The 16,391-nt window shown below is 74.2% G+C and carries 14 protein-coding genes; 9 read left to right on the forward strand and 5 right to left on the reverse strand.

Going from position 1 to position 16,391, the window contains the following annotated elements; translation table 11 throughout:
• Positions 1–148: 148 nt before the first annotated feature.
• The 5 genes from AC5L34_RS20935 to AC5L34_RS20955 all read left to right on the forward strand — a co-directional run bounded on the left by AC5L34_RS20935 (position 149) and on the right by AC5L34_RS20955 (position 7,314).
• Positions 149–1,372 carry a glycosyltransferase family 4 protein gene (locus AC5L34_RS20935; RefSeq protein WP_441176539.1) on the forward strand — a complete coding sequence of 408 codons (1,224 nt, stop codon included), beginning with the start codon at positions 149–151 and terminating at the stop codon, positions 1,370–1,372.
• 120 nt (positions 1,373–1,492) lie between these two features.
• Entirely contained in the window at positions 1,493–3,271 is a 1,779-nt protein-coding gene (locus AC5L34_RS20940) for a DUF4012 domain-containing protein (RefSeq protein ID WP_441176538.1), read from the forward strand.
• A 13-nt stretch (positions 3,272–3,284) separates the two neighbouring features.
• A complete protein-coding gene (locus AC5L34_RS20945; protein ID WP_089000057.1) occupies positions 3,285–3,923 on the forward strand; it encodes a hypothetical protein in 639 nt (212 codons plus the stop codon).
• A gap of 235 nt (positions 3,924–4,158) precedes the next feature.
• Positions 4,159–5,439, forward strand: coding sequence for a serine/threonine-protein kinase (locus tag AC5L34_RS20950; RefSeq protein WP_494826554.1), 1,281 nt, complete (start codon positions 4,159–4,161; stop codon positions 5,437–5,439).
• An 84-nt stretch (positions 5,440–5,523) separates the two neighbouring features.
• A complete protein-coding gene (locus AC5L34_RS20955; protein WP_494826556.1) occupies positions 5,524–7,314 on the forward strand; it encodes a vWA domain-containing protein in 1,791 nt (596 codons plus the stop codon).
• A gap of 80 nt (positions 7,315–7,394) precedes the next feature.
• On the opposite strand, the gene gdhA is transcribed toward AC5L34_RS20955, so the two are convergent.
• On the reverse strand, positions 7,395–8,732 hold the full coding sequence (gene gdhA, locus AC5L34_RS20960) for an NADP-specific glutamate dehydrogenase (protein ID WP_441176535.1): 1,338 nt from the start codon (positions 8,730–8,732) through the stop codon (positions 7,395–7,397).
• A gap of 112 nt (positions 8,733–8,844) precedes the next feature.
• Between gdhA and AC5L34_RS20965 the strand changes: the two genes are divergently transcribed.
• On the forward strand, positions 8,845–9,165 hold the full coding sequence (locus AC5L34_RS20965; protein WP_441176534.1) for a MazG-like family protein: 321 nt from the start codon (positions 8,845–8,847) through the stop codon (positions 9,163–9,165).
• A 69-nt stretch (positions 9,166–9,234) separates the two neighbouring features.
• Here AC5L34_RS20965 and AC5L34_RS20970 read toward each other — a convergent pair whose 3' ends face one another.
• The gene (locus AC5L34_RS20970; protein ID WP_494826610.1) at positions 9,235–10,251 is read right to left on the reverse strand and encodes an NAD(P)/FAD-dependent oxidoreductase; all 1,017 of its coding nucleotides are present in this window, start codon (positions 10,249–10,251) and stop codon (positions 9,235–9,237) included.
• An 80-nt stretch (positions 10,252–10,331) separates the two neighbouring features.
• Between AC5L34_RS20970 and AC5L34_RS20975 the strand changes: the two genes are divergently transcribed.
• Both AC5L34_RS20975 and AC5L34_RS20980 read left to right on the forward strand, forming a co-directional pair.
• Positions 10,332–10,943, forward strand: a complete 612-nt coding sequence (locus AC5L34_RS20975) for a helix-turn-helix domain-containing protein (RefSeq protein ID WP_357660873.1) — start codon at positions 10,332–10,334, stop codon at positions 10,941–10,943.
• A gap of 199 nt (positions 10,944–11,142) precedes the next feature.
• On the forward strand, positions 11,143–11,562 hold the full coding sequence (locus AC5L34_RS20980; protein WP_494826559.1) for a protein-tyrosine phosphatase family protein: 420 nt from the start codon (positions 11,143–11,145) through the stop codon (positions 11,560–11,562).
• 123 nt (positions 11,563–11,685) lie between these two features.
• Here the strand turns inward: AC5L34_RS20980 and AC5L34_RS20985 are convergent, their stop codons facing one another.
• Complete coding sequence (locus tag AC5L34_RS20985; RefSeq protein ID WP_494826561.1) at positions 11,686–13,959, reverse strand: ATP-binding cassette domain-containing protein; 2,274 nt, start codon at positions 13,957–13,959, stop codon at positions 11,686–11,688.
• 224 nt (positions 13,960–14,183) lie between these two features.
• Here AC5L34_RS20985 and AC5L34_RS20990 point away from each other — a divergent pair, with 224 nt between their 5' ends.
• On the forward strand, positions 14,184–14,879 hold the full coding sequence (locus tag AC5L34_RS20990) for a MerR family transcriptional regulator (RefSeq protein ID WP_441176531.1): 696 nt from the start codon (positions 14,184–14,186) through the stop codon (positions 14,877–14,879).
• A gap of 1 nt (position 14,880) precedes the next feature.
• Here the strand turns inward: AC5L34_RS20990 and AC5L34_RS20995 are convergent, their stop codons facing one another.
• The gene (locus AC5L34_RS20995) at positions 14,881–15,609 is read right to left on the reverse strand and encodes a class I SAM-dependent methyltransferase (protein ID WP_494826563.1); all 729 of its coding nucleotides are present in this window, start codon (positions 15,607–15,609) and stop codon (positions 14,881–14,883) included.
• Positions 15,610–15,777: 168 nt separating this feature from the next.
• Complete coding sequence (locus AC5L34_RS21000; RefSeq protein WP_494826564.1) at positions 15,778–16,371, reverse strand: NAD(P)H-dependent oxidoreductase; 594 nt, start codon at positions 16,369–16,371, stop codon at positions 15,778–15,780.
• Positions 16,372–16,391: the final 20 nt, after the last annotated feature.

The following is a 16,391-nucleotide window of genomic DNA, read 5'->3' on the forward strand; positions in this document are numbered from 1 at the left end:
TCGGTGCCGTCGCGGACGGTGGCGCCGCGCCGGTCGCCGGCCGTCGGAGCCGGCCGGTCGTGGAGGGGATGTCGGCATCGTACGCGGGCCGGACGCCCCGACGTCACGGTGCCGCGCCGAGCGGGGCTGTCCGGACGGAGGCGGGTCGGTGAGGGTCGGGATCCTGTCGTACCACTTCCCGCCCGAGCCGGCGTTCATCCCGGGCAGCCTCGCCGAGGAGCTCGCCGTGCGGGGGCACGAGGTGAAGGTGCTCACCGGCTTCCCCGACTATCCCGGCGGCCACGTCTATCCGGGCTGGCGGCAGCGCTGGCGGCACGAGACGCGCAGCGAGCGGTTGACCGTACGGCGGGTGCCGCGCTACTCGGCGGGCGACGGCTCGGTGCGCACCCGGATGGCCGGGCACCTGTCGTTCGCCGGCAGCGCGACGCTGACCGGGCGGTCGTTCCTGGCCGACGTCGACGCCCTCTACGTGCACCTGCCGCCGGCGAACGCCTTCGCGGCGGCGGCCCTGCCGCGGGTGCTGGGCCGGGTGCCGACCGTCGTGCACGTGCAGGACGTCTGGGCGGAGGACGAGCCCGTCGGGGCCGAGAACGGGCGGTGGGCCGCACGGATCGCCGCCGCGATGACGCGGGCCTACCGGGCCGCCGACCGGGTCGCGGTCGCCGCGCCGTCGCTGCGTGGCCGGGTAGTCGCGGCGGGCGCCGACCCGGCCCGGGTGCGGGTGGTGCTCAACTGGACCGACGAGCGGATCTTCCAACCCGCACGGCCCAGCCGGGCGGCCCGCAGGCTGGTGCGGCGCGACGAGCGCTGCGTGGTGATGCACGCCGGCACGATCGGTGCCCGGCAGGGACTGGAGACCGCGGTGCGGGCGGCGGCGGCGCTGGACCACACCGTGGACCTCGTCCTGGTGGGATCGGGCGCGGACGAGCGGCGGGTGCGGGGGCTCGCCGCCGAACTGCGCGCCGAGAACGTTCGCTTCGTCGAGCGGCGGTCGCCGCCGGACATGCCGGACCTGTACGCCGCCGCCGACTACCAGCTCGTCATGCTGCGGGACCTGCCCGAGCTGCGCAGCACCCTGCCGGCGAAGCTCCAGGCGGCGTTCTCGTGCGCCGCGCCCGTGGTGGCCTCCGCCGGCGGCGACACCGCCGAGGTGGTGGAGCGGGCCCGGGCGGGGCTCTCCTGCCCGCCGGAGGACTGGGCGAGCCTGGCCGACCGGTTCTGGCTGGCCGCGACCATCCCGCCGCCCGCCCGCACCGACATGGGCCGGCGCGGGCGCGAGGCGTACCTGCGCGACATGTCGATGTCGGCGGGCGTGGACCGGATCGAACAGCTGCTGTACGAGGCGGCCGCCGGGCGCGCCGGCGTGCGGTGAGCGACGAGCGGAGCCCGCGTAGGGAGCGACCGCGTCATCACCGGGTGAAACCGATCGTTAGCAGTGTGCAACGGCAGCGGAATGCGGCCCGGTGGCCGTCTTCCAGGAAGGACGTGTGGTGTGACGGAGAGCGCGAGACCGCGTCGACGGCGTGGTCGTTCCCGCCGGCGGCGGCAGGTGCGCCGGGCCCTGCTCGCCACCCTCGTGGTGGGTTCCCTGCTGCTGCTCACCGCCGGCTGGGTGGGCTTCCGGGGCTGGCAGGCCCGCGCCCACCTGCTCAACGCCGCCGGTCTGGCCCGGGAGCTCAGCGCGCAGGTGCTCGGGGGCGACACCGCCCGGGCCCAGCGCACCCTCGCGGCGTTGCAGGAGCAGTCCGGCAGCGCCCGGGCGGCGACCGGTGACCCCGGCTGGTGGGTCGGTCGGCGCACCCCGTACGCCGGCGACAACCTGGCGGCGGTCCGGCAGATCTCGGTGGCCATCGACGATCTGGCCCGGCAGGCGTTCCCGCCGCTGCTGCGCGCCGACCTGACCAGTCTCGTACCCGCGGGCGGGCGCCTGGACGTGGCGCGGTTGCGGGCCCTGTCGGCCGAGCTGGCCAGGGTCAACTCGGCGGTGCGGGGGGCCCGGGACAGCCTCGCGACCGTACCCACCGACGGCCTGGTCGCCCAGGTCCGGCAGGCGCTGGCCGACCTGCGCGGCGAGATCGACCGGCTGGCCGGGCTGACCGCCGCCGCCGACCAGGCCAGCCGACTGCTTCCGCCGCTACTGGGCGCCGACGGCCGCCGCACCTACCTCGTGGTCTCCCAGAATCCCGCCGAGCTGCGCGCCACCGGCGGCATGATCGGCGCGTACGCCGTCGTGCACGCGGCCGACGGTCGGGTCCGGATGGGGCGGCAGGGCAGCAGCAGCGCGCTGGGCCGGTTCGTGCCGCCGCTGAAGGTGCCCGCGGAGGTACGCGGGATCTGGGCCGACCTGCCGGGGATCTACCCGGCCGACGTCAACCTCACCCCGCACTTCCCGACCGCCGCCGCCCTCTACCGGGAGATGTTCCGGCGGCGTACGGGCACCGCCGTGGACGGGGTGCTCGCGGTCGACCCGGTGGTGCTGTCGTACCTGCTCAAGGCCACCGGCCCGGTGATGGTGCCCGGCGGGGTCCCGCTGGCTGCCGAGAAGGTCGTGCAGACGGTGCTCAGCGACAGCTACCAGCGGATGGACAACGAGAAACAGGACGCCTTCTTCGCCGCGTCCGCCGCCGCCGTGTTCGACGCGCTGGTCACGAAGAATATTGACCCGAAGGCGTTATTGTCCTCATTTGACCGTGCTGTCACTGAACGCCGGATATTGTTCTGGAGTGCCCGACCCGAGGAGCAACGGACGATCGGCGACAGCCGGATGGCCGGGACGCTCCCGGAGAAGGACACCGTGCCGACCGTCGGCGTGTTCCTCAACGACGGCAGCGGCGCGAAGCTCGGCTACTACCTCCGGCCGTCGGCGACCCTGGCGGTCGGCGACTGCCGGCCCGACGGCCGCCGGGAGCTCCGGCTCCGGGTCACCCTGCGTTCGTCGGCGCCCAGGTCGGGTCTCAGCGAGTCGGTCCTCGGTCTCGGTCTGGCCGGCGACCCGTACACCGTCCGCACGTTGGTGTCGGTGCACAGCCCGGCCGGCGGGGCGGTGCTCGCCGCCCGTCTGGACGGCGCCGAGACGGCCGTCGGCAGCGGCACCGAACGGCGCCGCCAGGTCGGCACCGTCAACGTCGAGGTCGGCCCGGGGCAGTCGCGCACGTTGGAGGTCACCGTGCTGACGGCGACCACCGGCGTCGGTACCGCCGAGCTGTGGCTGACCCCCACCGCCACCCCATGGACCACCCAAGTTGTTTCCGCACCAAGCTGTGATCAGTAGGAGGGAACCAATCATGCGGCTATCCCGCATCATCATGGCGCTCACGGTCGGTATGGCCGTGCTGGCCGCGCCGACCGCAGCGGGGGCGGCCCAGCCGCAGCCGGCGCCCGGCACCGGAACGCCACAGCCACCGGTCTACCCGCCCGGCCCCGCGACGCTCGCGGTGAGCCCGCCGACCGTCTTCGTCGGCCAGACCGCCACCCTGATCGGTAGCGGCTGGACGCCGGGCGAGACGGTCATCATCACCGTCAGCACGTCGCCGCTCGCCGCCGCCGTACCGGGCGCCGAGCAGGCGCGCCGCAGCAACGGCGAGATGGTCGCGATGGCGCCGGTCTCGTTGCAGCGGGCGCCCCAGCCGAGCCCCAGCACCATCGTGGTCACGGCGGACGGGGCCGGCAACTTCCGCACCACCTACACGCCGCGTCACCCGGGCAGGTACACCTTCCGGGCCGTCGGCCAGACGTCGGGCCAGGTGGCGACCGCGACGCTGACCGTGCTCAAGAAGCACGCGCCGCCGCTGCCCGTCACGGGCGACAGCCTGAGCACCCCGATGAAGTTCGGCGGCGGCCTCGTCGGCGCCGGTGCGGTGCTCCTGCTGCTGTCGCTGGTCTGGCGCAAGCGTCACCGCTTCGGCATGGGAGCCGCGCGCTGACGGTGTGACTCCCTCCGGGCAGGGCCCGGACACCGCGAAACGGCTGGCGCCCGTCGGACAACTCCGGCGGGCGCCAGCCGTCCGCCTGCCCGGCCCCGGTCGCCCGGTCCGTGGCGGGCCCGCCACGCCGGGGCGACCGGCCTTGCGGGCGTCCTCGGCCGGCAGGCGAGGGCATGGCACCATGACCGTGTCCTGCCCGCCGGGTGGGCGGGACACGACATCTGATGGAGTCGGAATGACAGGACTGGCCGGCGCGCCGGTGCCGGGGCTGGCGCCACTGTGGACGCACGACCCGAGCACCGCCGGTCCCTACCGGCTGGTCGGCCGGCTCGGCTCGGGCGGCCAGGGAGTGGTCTACCTCGGCGAGGACGAGCAGGGCCACCGGGTGGCGGTCAAGATGATCAACATCGACCTGAGTGATCCCCGGGCGCGTTCGCAGTTCATGAAGGAGATCGCGGCGGCGCGCCGCGTCGTGCCGTTCTGCACCGCGCAGGTGCTCTTCGCCGACGTCGACGGCGAACGACCGTACGTGGTCAGCGAGTTCATCGAGGGTCCCACGCTGCACCGGCACGTACGCGAGCACGGCCCGGTCACCGGCAACGCGCTGCACCGCCTGGCGGTCGGCACCGCCACCGCGCTCGCCGCGATCCACCGCTGCGACGTCGTGCACTGCGACCTGAAGCCCGACAACGTGGTGCTCGGCCGGGACGGCCCCCGGGTGATCGACTTCGGCATCGCCCGCGCGCTGGGCGTCACCGAGACGGTGACCAGCCGGGTGCTGGGGACCACCGCGTACATGGCTCCGGAGCGGTTCCGCAACGACGACTCGGTCGGGCCGCCCTGCGACGTCTTCGCCTGGGCCGCCACCATCGCCTTCGCCGCGGGGGGCCGCCCGCCGTTCGGCACCGACTCGCTCTTCGCGGTGATGCACCGGGTGTTGAACGACCCGCCCGACCTGCCGCCCCTGCCGCCGGGCCTCGACGAGCTGGTCCGGCAGTGCCTCGCCAAGGACCCGGCGGACCGGCCGGAGGCCGAGCAGGTGCTGATGCGGCTGCTCGGGCAGGACGTCGGGGCACCCGGCCCGCTGCGCCACGAGAGCGTGCTCCGCCTGGGCAACGAGACCGCCGGCGCGCCCACGCCGAACCAGCCGCTGCCGTTGCCCCGTCCCGCGTCGGATGCGCCGACGGCACCACCGGAACCGACGTCGCCGACCCGAGTCGGCACGGCACCGGTGGGCCGGGCGGAACCGACACAAGGTGCGCAGAGCCGGTCTGCGGATTTCGCCCCCGTCGCTGAGGCGGGCGGCGGCTGGGGGCGGCGGCTGCGCCGGGAGTCGGTCGACGCCTGGGGCATCTCGACCGCGATCTTCCTCGGCTCGGTCGGTGCCGCCGCCGGCTACGTCGCGTCGAGCGGGGTGGGCGTGGCCGCGGCGACCGGGGCGAGCGCCTTCGGCGTGGTCTACGTGGTCCGGCTGCTGGTCGCGGTGGCGCTCGGCGACCGGGGCGAGCGCCCCTGACCGAGGGGCGCCGGGCCCGCCGCCGCCCGTGGCACCGCCCCGATAGGTTGACTGCCGTCAGTCGACCCGCGAGGAGGACGTCCCATGGCCCCAGCCCCGCCGCGCGCACGACAGTGGTTGCCGTACACCGCGGCCGTCACCGCCGGGCTGCTGGTCATCGTCGGGGCGTTCGTGCTCGTACGGCAGCGGGACGCGGGCACCGACCGGCCCCGGGCCGACTGCGCCCTGCGCCTGGACGTCAACTCCTCGACCGAGAAGGCGGCGCTGCTGGTCGAGCTGGCGAAGCGGTACAACGACAGCGGCCGGACGCTCGACGGCGGCGGCTGCGCCCAGGTGCACGTCAGCGCCCTGAACTCGGGCCGGGCCACCGAGGTGCTGGCCGCCGGCTGGAGCGGCACCGGCCTGCCGCAGCCGCAGGTCTGGTTGCCGACGTCGAGCCTGTGGACGGGCCAGCTCCGGCTGCTCGACGAGGCCGCCGGGCGGGCGCCGCAGACCCCGGACCGCTACCCGTCGATCGCCAACAGCCCGCTGGTCATCGCGATGCCCCAGCCCAAGGGTGAGCTGGTACGCCAGCGCGGTCCGCTGGGCTGGGGGGAGATCCTCGGCCTCTCCGGCCGGCAGGGCTGGGCGGGCTTCGGCAGGCCGGAGTGGGGCCGCTTCACCTTCGGCAAGGACAACCCGAACATCTCCACCTCGGGTCTGGCGGCGACCATCGCCACCTACTACGCCGCCGCGAACCGCTCCAGCGACCTGACCACGTCGGACCTGGCCGATCCGAAGGTGACCCGGTTCGTCCGGCAGATCGAGGCCAACGTGTCGCACTACAGCGACGACTCGGTGGAGCTGCTCCGCGACCTCGCCGAGGCCGACCTGGCCGGCGGGGGCGCCAGCGCCGGCGACATGAGCGCCATGGTCATGCAGGAGGAACTGGTCCACCTCTACAACGAGGGGGGACTGAGCCCGCGGCAGGAGGGCCAGGAGCGGGGCCACCGGCCGAAGGTCCCGCTGGTCGCCGTGCACCCGAAGGAGGGCACCTTCAACCTGGACCACCCGTTCGTGGTGCTCCCCTCCGCCGACGAGCGGCAGCGCGTGGCCGCGGACGACTTCCTGGCCTTCCTGACCGAGGACGACCAGCAGGCGAGCTTCGCCCGCCTCGGCTTCCGCGACCACGAGCGGCAGGCCTCGGCGGAGCTGCTCGCCAGCGTCGGCGCCGAGCCCGCCGGCGGGCTGGCGTACTTCGCGCCGCCGCACCCGGCGGTGGTCGAGGCGATGTTGGACGGCTGGAGCACGCTGCGCAAGAAGGCCAACATCCTGATCGCGCTGGACACCTCCGGGTCGATGCAGGCCCCTGTCGGGGATCGCACCCGCTTCCAGGTCGCCTCGGCGGCGGCGGCCAAGGGTCTCGCGCTGCTCAATTCCGAGGACCGGGTCGGGCTCTGGTCGTTCTCCTCGGAGACGTCGAAGCGGCCCGACGGCCCGTACCGGGAGGAGGTCCGGCTCGGCGACTTCGACAAGAAGCGGATCGACAGCCGGATCGCCGGCCTGCACGTCGCGGGCGACACCGCGCTCTACGCGACCGTCCGGGCCGCCCACAAGCAGGTCCTCGAGCGGTACGACCCGCAGCGGATCAACGCCGTCGTCGTGCTGACCGACGGCAAGAACGAGTACGCCCGGGACAACGACCTGGCCCGGCTGCTCGCCGACATCACCCTCGACCCGCGGCGCCCGGTGAAGGTCTTCTGCATCGCCTTCGACCGGGATTCCGACTTCGCCACGCTGGACAAGATCGCCAAGGCGTCCTCGGGCAAGGCGTTCGACGCCACCGATCCCGCCATGATCGACGAGGCGTTCGTGAAGCTGGTCAGCAGCTTCTGAGCCCGCCGGCGCCGCCGGGGCGCGATGCGCGTCGCCCCCCGGTCGGCCGCCGGCGCTGTCGCGGCGGACCGGCCGCCCGGTCAGATCAGGCCGTGGGCCAGCATCGCCTCCGCCACCCGGCGGAACCCGTCGATGTTGGCTCCGGCCACGTAGTCACCGGGCAGCCCGTACTCCTCGGCGGTGCTCCAGCAGCGGTCGTGGATGTCGCGCATGATGTCGCGCAGCCGCTGCTCCGACTCGGCGAACGTCCACGAGTCGCGGCTGGCGTTCTGCTGCATCTCCAGCGCGCTCACCGCCACGCCGCCGGCATTGGCCGCCTTGCCCGGCGCGAACCGGACGCCGGCCCGGCCGAGGATGCGTACCGCCTCCGGCGTGGTGGGCATGTTCGCGCCCTCGACCACCGCGACGCAGCCGCCGGCCACGAGCGCCGCGGCCTCCGCACCGCCGATCTCGTTCTGCGTCGCGCACGGCAGCGCCAGCTCGCAGGGCACCTCCCAGACCGTACGACCGGAGACCGCCATCGCGTGCGGCACGTGCCGGGCGTAGTCGTCGAGCCGGGCCCGGCGCTGCTCCTTGAGCTCCCGCAGCAGCTCCAGGTCGATGCCCTTGTCGTCCAGGACGTAGCCGGACGAGTCGGAGCAGGCGACCACCCGCCCGCCGAGCTGGTGCACCTTCTCGATCGCGTAGATCGCCACGTTGCCGGATCCGGAGACCACGACCCGCTTGCCGTCCAGGCTGTCGCCGGCCTGCCGCAGCATCTCGTCGGCGAAGAAGACCGCCCCGTAGCCGGTCGCCTCCCGGCGCACCTGCGCGCCCCCGTACGCCAGGCCCTTGCCGGTGAGCACCCCCGACTCGTACCGGTTGGTGATCCGCTTGTACTGGCCGAACAGGTAGCCGATCTCCCGGGCGCCCACGCCGATGTCCCCGGCCGGCACGTCGGTCTCCGCGCCGATGTGCCGGTACAGCTCGGTCATGAAGCTCTGGCAGAAGCGCATCACCTCCCGGTCCGAGCGCCCCTTCGGGTCGAAGTCCGCGCCGCCCTTGCCGCCGCCGATCGACAGCCCGGTCAGCGCGTTCTTGAAGATCTGCTCGAAGCCGAGGAACTTCACGATCCCGAGGTAGACCGACGGGTGGAAGCGCAGCCCGCCCTTGAACGGGCCGAGGGCGCTGTTGAACTCCACCCGGAAGCCCCGGTTGACCTGGATCCGGCCGCGGTCGTCCTCCCACGGCACCCGGAAGATGACCTGCCGCTCCGGCTCGCAGATCCGCTCGATGATCCGCGCCTCGGCGTACTCGGGGTGTCGGGCCAGCGCCGGGCCGATGCTCTCCAGCACCTCGCGTACCGCCTGGTGGAACTCCGGCTCACCCGGATTGCGGGCGACCACGCTGGTGAACACCGTCTCCACGGTCTCCGGCATACGACACGTCCCTTCGCTTGCGCTGGTAGTCCCTGTTGCTACCACCCGGACCCGGTTACCCGCCAACCGTCCCGCGATACGGACCGTGACCCGCGTCCGGTTCACTGGTCCGATGGACGAGCCGATCTGGGACGCGGTCCGGGCCTCGCGCGGCTGGTTGGACGCCGCCAACGGCACCGGGCAGACCGAACTCACCTGCCGGATTCTCAAGCTGACCGAGGAGGCGGGGGAGGCGGCGGGCGCCTGGATCGGGCTGCTCGGCCAGAACCCGCGCAAGGGGGTCACGCACAGCCGCGAGGACGTGGCGGCGGAGCTGGCGGACGTGGCGTTCACCGCGCTGGTCGCGATCGAGAGCCTCGGGCTGGACGCCCGTGGCGCGCTCGACGCGTGCGCCGGGAAGGTCCGTGCCCGGGTCGGGCCGCCGCCCGACTGAGCCCGCCCCGCCGGCCCGCCGCCCAGCTGGGCCCGCCCCGCCCGCCCGCCGCCCAGCCTGTCGTGACCGTCACAGGCCGTGGCGCCGGTCGCCCACCACCTGTTCGCAGAGCGCCGCCTCCGAGCGCGCGGAGAACGGGTCGCGCCGGGTGGCCACCGCCCGGCGGGTCTCCTCGGCGACGAGGTCGGCGTTGATCTGGGCCGCGGCGACCACGCCGGCCGCCGCGGCGGCACCGACCTGGGCGGCGGGGTCGGTGACGTTGCCCGCCACCCACACGCCGGGCACGTCGGTGCGGCCCGTCGGGTCGGCGGGGACGTGCTCGCCGACCCCCGCCGGGTGGTCCGCCGCCGTGAGCCCGAGGGCCGCGAGGAAACCCGCGCGCGCCACCATCCGCGACGAGACGGCCAGCGCGTCGCGGTCGACGACCCTGCCGTCGCCCAGCCGTACGCCCACGAGGCGGTCCCCGACGACCTCCAGGGACGCGACCTCGCCGTCCACCACGCGGATCTCCCGGGCCGCCAGCTGCTCCGCCTGCTCGTCGGAGAGCGCCGAGGTGTGCCGGAAGTACGTGACGTCGGCGCTCAACTGCCGGAACAGCAGCGCCTGGTGCACCGAGAGCGGCCCGCCGGCCAGCACCCCGATCGCCCGGTCGCGGACCTCCCAGCCGTGGCAGTACGGGCAGTGCAGCACGTCCCTGCCCCAGCGCTCCCGCAGCCCCGGGACGTCCGGCAGCTCGTCCACCAGCCCGGTGGCCACCAGCAGCCGCCGCGCCCGCGCCGTACGGCCGTCGCCCAGCGCGACCGTGAACCCGCCGTCGGCGCGGGTCACCGCCTCGACCTCGCCGGTCACCACCCGGCCGCCGTATCCGCGTACCTCCGCCCGGCCGCGTTCCAGCAGCTCGGCCGGCCGGATCCCCTCCCGGGCCAGCAGCCCGTGCACCCCCTCGGCCGGGGCGTTGCGCGGAGCCCCCGCGTCGATCACCACCACCGACCGCCGCGCCCGGGCCAGGGTCAGCGCCCCGCTCAACCCCGCGGCGCCACCTCCGATCACCACCACGTCGTAGCCGCTGTCCAGCTGATCGGTCACCGTGACCACCTCCCGCGACCACAGTGCGGTCGCGACGAGCATGGTGGCAAACATTGTTGCCGAAGTGGCAATATGGCGGCATGGACGACGAACTGGACCAGACGCTCGGCGCGGTCGGGCCCCGGCTGCGCGCGTTGCGCCGGCAGCGGGAGACCACCCTCGCCGACCTGTCGGCGGCGACCGGCATCTCGGTGAGCACGCTGTCCCGGCTGGAGTCCGGTGTCCGCCGGCCCACCCTCGAACTGTTGCTCCCGCTGGCCAGGGCGCACGGCGTCACGCTGGACGAACTCGTCGACGCCCCCTCCACCGGGGACCCGCGCATCCACCTGCGCCCGGTCACCCGCCACGGGATGACCATGCTGCCCCTGACCCGCCGACCCGGCGGCATCCAGGCGTACAAGCTCGTGATCCCGGGCGGGAGCCGCCGGGCCGAACCCGATCCGCAGACCCACGAGGGCTACGAGTGGCTCTACGTGCTCAACGGGCGGCTGCGGGTCGTCCTCGGCGACCAGGACCTCGTACTCACGCCGGGGGAGGCGGCGGAGTTCGACACCCGCGTACCCCACTGGTTCGGGTCGGCCGACGCCGAGCCGGTGGAGTTCCTCAGCCTCTTCGGCCGGCAGGGCGAACGCGCCCACCTACGCGCCCGCCCCCGGACCCAACCCCCACCCACCCCCTCCACCCACAGCTGACCCGTCCCCTCCCTCCCGTTCCTGCACCCGGTGATCATGAGGTTGACGGCACCAGCGGAGATCGACATCGCCGCTAACCTCATGATCGACGCGGGTGAGCGGGTGAGCGGGTGAGCGGGTGAGCGGGTGAGCGGGTGAGCGGGTGAGCGGGTGAGCGGGCGGGGCAGCGGGGGAGCGGGGTGGACGGAAGGATAGGGGGATGGGTGATGTACGGGTGTGGGGCGAGCAGGCGGGGATCGTCGTACTGCCGAGCGGGGCGCGGGTGCGGGGGCGGCGGGTCGCGGACGCGGCGTCGCCCGCCGACTTCGCCCTGCTGCTGGCGCCCGGGCCGGTGCCGGCCTGGCCGCACCGGCGGATCCGGTGGCCCGACTTCTGGGTCCCGGTCGACCGGGCGGACGCGATCGACGCGCTGAGCGAGGCCCTGCGCCGCGCCCACGCCGGCGAGCGGGTGGAGGTGGCCTGCCGGGGCGGTACGGGGCGCACCGGCACGGCGCTGGCGGCGCTGGCGATCCTCGACGGGCTGCCGCCGGAGCGGGCGGTGGACTGGGTGCGATCCACCTACCGGCCGCGGGCGGTGGAGACGCCCTGGCAGCGTCGCTGGCTGCGCCGCCTCGTCTGACCCGCCGCCACCGCCCGCCCGCGGGCCGCCGCCGGGTACCGCCGCGCCCGCCGGCACCGCCGCCGCCTACGGTCCGCCACGTACCGGCGGCGGCTGCCGGCGCTGCCCGGCCGGCCCGGGGGCTCAGGTGGCCACGTACTCGCGCAGGTGCCGTGCGGTCAGGGTGTCGCCGTGGGCGACCAACTCGGCCGGCGTGCCGGTGAAGACGATCCGGCCACCGTCGTGCCCCGCCCCCGGCCCGAGGTCGATCAGCCAGTCGGCGTGCGCCATCACCGCCTGGTGGTGCTCGATGACCACGACGGTGTTGCCGGCGTCGACCAGCCGGTCCAGCAGGGCGAGCAACTGGTCCACGTCGGCCAGGTGCAGCCCGGTGGTCGGCTCGTCCAGCACGTACGTGCTTCCGCTGTCGGCCATGCGGATGGCCAGCTTGAGCCGCTGCCGTTCGCCCCCGGAGAGCGTGTTGAGCGGCTGCCCGAGGGTCAGATAGCTCAGCCCGACGTCGACCAGCCGGTCGAGGATCACCCGGGCCGGGCCGCTGGGGAAGAAGTCCCTCGCCTCGGTGGCCGACATCCCGAGCACCTCGCTGATGTTCTTCCCGCGCAGCCGGTAGGTGAGCACCTCGTCGGTGAAGCGTCGCCCCTCGCACCGCTCGCAGACCGAGGCGACCCCGGCCATCATCGCCAGGTCGGTGTAGACCAGGCCGATGCCCTTGCAGGTGGGGCAGGCGCCCTCGGAGTTGGCGCTGAACAGCGCGGCCTTGACGCCGTTGGCCTTCGCGAAGGCGGTGCGGACCGGGTCCAGCAGGCCCGTGTAGGTGGCCGGGTTGCTGCGCCGGGAACCCCGGATCGGCGACTGGTCGACGACCACCACGCCCTCGCGGCGGTGCAGCGAGCCGTGGATGAGCGAGCTCTTACCCGAGCCGGCCACCCCGGTCACCACGGTCAGCACGCCGAGCGGGATGTCGACGTCGACGGCGCGCAGGTTGTGCAGGTCGGCGTTGCGGATCGACAGCCGGCCGGACGGCCGGCGCACGTGCTCGCGCAGGCGTACCCGGTGGTCGAGGTGCCGCCCGGTGAGGGTGTCGGAGCGGCGCAGGCCGGCGACGTCGCCGGTGAAGCAGATCCGGCCGCCCGCCGTGCCGGCGCCGGGCCCGAGGTCGACCACGTGGTCGGCGATGGCGATCGTCTCGGGCTTGTGCTCCACGACCAGCACCGTGTTGCCCTTGTCGCGCAGGCGCAGCAACAGGTCGTTCATCCGGGCGATGTCGTGCGGGTGCAGGCCGACGGTCGGTTCGTCGAAGACGTACGTGACGTCGGAGAGACTGGAGCCGAGGTGCCGGACCATCTTCACCCGCTGCGCCTCGCCGCCGGAGAGGGTGGCGGACTCGCGGTCCAGGCTGAGGTAGCCCAGGCCGATCTCGACCAGCGAGTCGAGCAGGTCGCGCAGGTTGCCGACCAGCGGGGCGACCGACGGGTCGTCGATCGCGCGTACGAACCCGGCCAGGTCGCTGATCTGCATCGCCGAGCACTCCGCGATGTTGCGCCCGGCGATCCGGGAGGAGAGCGCCGCCTGGTTGAGCCGGGCACCGCCGCAGTCGGCGCAGGTGGTGAAGGTGACCGCCCGGTCGACGAACGCCCGGATGTGCGCCTGCATCGACTCGCGGTCCTTGGCCAGGTAGAGCCGGCGCACCTTGACGGCCAGACCCTCGTACGTCCAGTTGTTGCTGCCCACCTTGATCTTCGTGGACGGCTTGTGGAGGAAGTCCTCCCACTGCTGCGGCGTGTAGTCCTGCAGCTTGGTGTCGGGGTCGAACAGCCCGGAGTGGACGATGGTCTGCCAGTACCACGAGTCGACGGCGAAGTTGGGCACCTTGATCGCCCCGTCGTTGAGCGAGCGCTCGCGGTCGACCAGTTCGTCGACGTCGAGGTCGGAGACCCGCCCGAGGCCCTCGCAGGTCGGGCACATGCCCTCGGCGAGGTTGAAGCTGAACGCCCCGGCCCCACCCACGTGCGGGGTGCCGAGGCGGCTGAAGACGATGCGCAGCATCGCGTACGCGTCGGTGGCGGTGCCGACGGTGGAGCGCGAGTTGGCACCCATCCGCTCCTGGTCGACCACGATGGCCGCGCTCAGGTTGCGCAGCGAGTCGACGTCGGGGCGGCTCAGGTTCGGCATGAACGACTGTAGGAAGGCGCTGTAGGTCTCGTTGATCATGCGCTGCGACTCGGCGGCGATGGTCCCGAAGACCAGGGAGGACTTGCCGGAGCCGGAGACCCCGGTGAAGACGGTCAGCCGGCGCTTGGGAATGTCGACCGAGACGGAGGCGAGGTTGTTCTCCCGGGCGCCGCGTACCTCGATCATGTCGTGGCTGTCGGCGGCGGACCGTGCTGGCTGCTGCATGCGAACCCTTCGCGTGATCGTGGGCGGAGTTCCGCCCGGACTACATCTACGGGGGGCCAGGCCGCCTTCAATCGTCTCATTGAAGCTCCCGTGGAGGGTTTCACGTCGTTCACCAGTGCTGGCCATCCGAATCAGGGGGCGAAGTCTCAAACTACGTGGAAACCGGTAGGGTGGCCCGCGTGGTGGATCCGGGGCGACGGGCCGGGCGGTGGCGGGGAGCGCAGGTGGCGGAGACCGCCGGCATCTCCGTGCAGCAGGTACGCAACTACGTGGACCTCGGCGTGCTGCCGCCGGTCGAGCGCACCCCCGCCGGCTACCGCGTCTTCACGGACGAGCACGTGCGGGCGCTCGCGGTGGTGCGGCGGATGGCCGAGGGGCACGGCTGGGCGCGTACCCGGGAGGTCATGGTCGCGGTGCACCAGGGTGACCTGGCGGCGGCGCTCGCGGCGCTCGACGCCGGCCACGCCGAGCTGGACCGCGAGCGGGCCGACATCCGGCGGGTGCTCGGCGCGTTCGAGACCGTGGTGGCCAGCCCGGCCGCCGTCCTGCCGGCGCCCCGGCGTGGCGCCCGCATCGGCGAGGTCGCCGACCTGGTCGGCGTCCGCACCTCGCAGCTACGGCTGTGGGAGCAGCGCGGCCTGGTGCGTCCGGTCCGCGAGCGCGGCACCGGCTACCGGGTGTACGACGCGGCCGAGGTGCGCGCCGCGCAGGTCGTCGCGCTGCTGCGCCGGGGGGCGTACCCGTTCGACATCGTGGCGGCCGTGCTCGACGAGATGCGCACCACCGGCAGCGCCCAGCGGGTCCGCGCGGAGCTGGCCAAGCGGGAGCAGGAGCTGCACCGGCGCAGCCTGCGCCGGCTGGGCGCCTCGGCGGCGCTGCACGACTACCTGCGCCACCTCGACCCGGCCCTGCCGGGGTGACTCAGCGCAGCACCAGCAGGTCGAGGTGGTCGACGACCGGGCCGGTGACCGCGTCGGCGGCGGCCCGGAGCCGGGCCAGGCCGGCGGCGTACTCCTCGTCGCTGATCAACTGGAGCGGGGTGTGGGCCCGGCGGTCGAGACGCTCGGCGAACTCGGCCAGCGACGCCGCCGTGGTCTGCGCGACGGGCTCGACCGTGCTGACGGTGAACCCGGCCGCGGCGAACGCCGCGCGTACCCGCGCCAGGTCGGGGTAGGTCTCGAGGACCCGTATGGCCTCGGGGAACCAGCGGAACAGCGTGATCCGCCGGTGCCGGCCGGGGAACGGCGAGCGGATCAGCACGGGGGCGCCCGGCCGGAGCACCCGGCGCAGCTCGCGCGCCGCGACGTCGAGGTCGGGGACGTGGTGGATCATGGTGGACAGCCACGCCGCGTCCGCCGTGCCGTCGCGCAGCGGCAACGCGACGGCGTCGCCGGCGAGCAGCGGCCGGTGGGTGGCGCGCGAGCGCATCGCCCCGGCGGGCTCCACGCCCACCACCCGGACGCCGAACCAGTCGGTGAAGGCGGTGGCCCAGGCGCCGGTGCCGGCTCCGACGTCGAGCACGGTGGCGCCGGCACGCGGGCGCAGGTGCTGCTGCACGGCGTGCCGCCACCGCTCCAGCCCGCTGCGCGGCAGCTCCCGGGTCGCGGCGAAGGCCGCCGAGTCGGTGTCGTCGTACGGGATCAGCGCCACGGCCATCACCTCGCCACCGTCGCCGGGAGGTCCGGGCGATCGTTCCCCGGTTCTAGTTGGTGCGGCAGGCGGGAGGCAACGGCTTGTGAGCCATCCGACGCGGGCGGCCCGGCCCGTCGAGCGGGCTCCGTCGACGCGGGACGCCCGGGACCGGGGTGCGCCGGGGCGTCAGCAGGAGGCGGGCTGCGCCAGGCACCCGTCCTGTTCGCCGCCCTCGGACGGCGGCGCGAAGAAGGTGTCGGCGGCGCGCAGCGCGGCGGCGTCGCGGAGCACGTCGCCGGGCCGGTTGGCGTGGCCGAGCAGCACGCCGCCCCACCGCATGCCGAGGTAGTCGGCGCTTCGCCGCAGGGTGGTCACCAGCGGTTCCGCCGTGGCCGGGTCCTCGTCGTTGAGGGCGCTGACCGCCCACATCCGGCGGCCCCGCATGCGCTGGCGGAAGTCGACGCCGGGTACCCGCAGCCAGCCCGACCAGTGGTCGAGGTAGAGCTTGGTGGCGGCGCTGACGCTGTACCAGTAGAGCGGGGAGGCGACCACCAGGTCGGTCGCGGCGAGCGTCTCGGCCAGCAGCAGCGCCTCGTTGCCGGTCGGCTGCGCGTAGCGCTGCTCGTCGTGGCGGATGTCGCGGAAGGGCGCCAGGGGATGGTCCGCCAGGCGCAGCCAGTGCTGCTCGGTCCCGGCCGGCAGCGCGGCCGCGGCGCGCCGGGCCAGGAGTTCGGTGTTGCCGCCCGAGCGTGAGCTGCCCAGCAGGAAGAGGAAACGCATGCCGACACCGTCCATGTCCG

This window comes from Micromonospora sp. ZG13, from assembly GCF_059359355.1.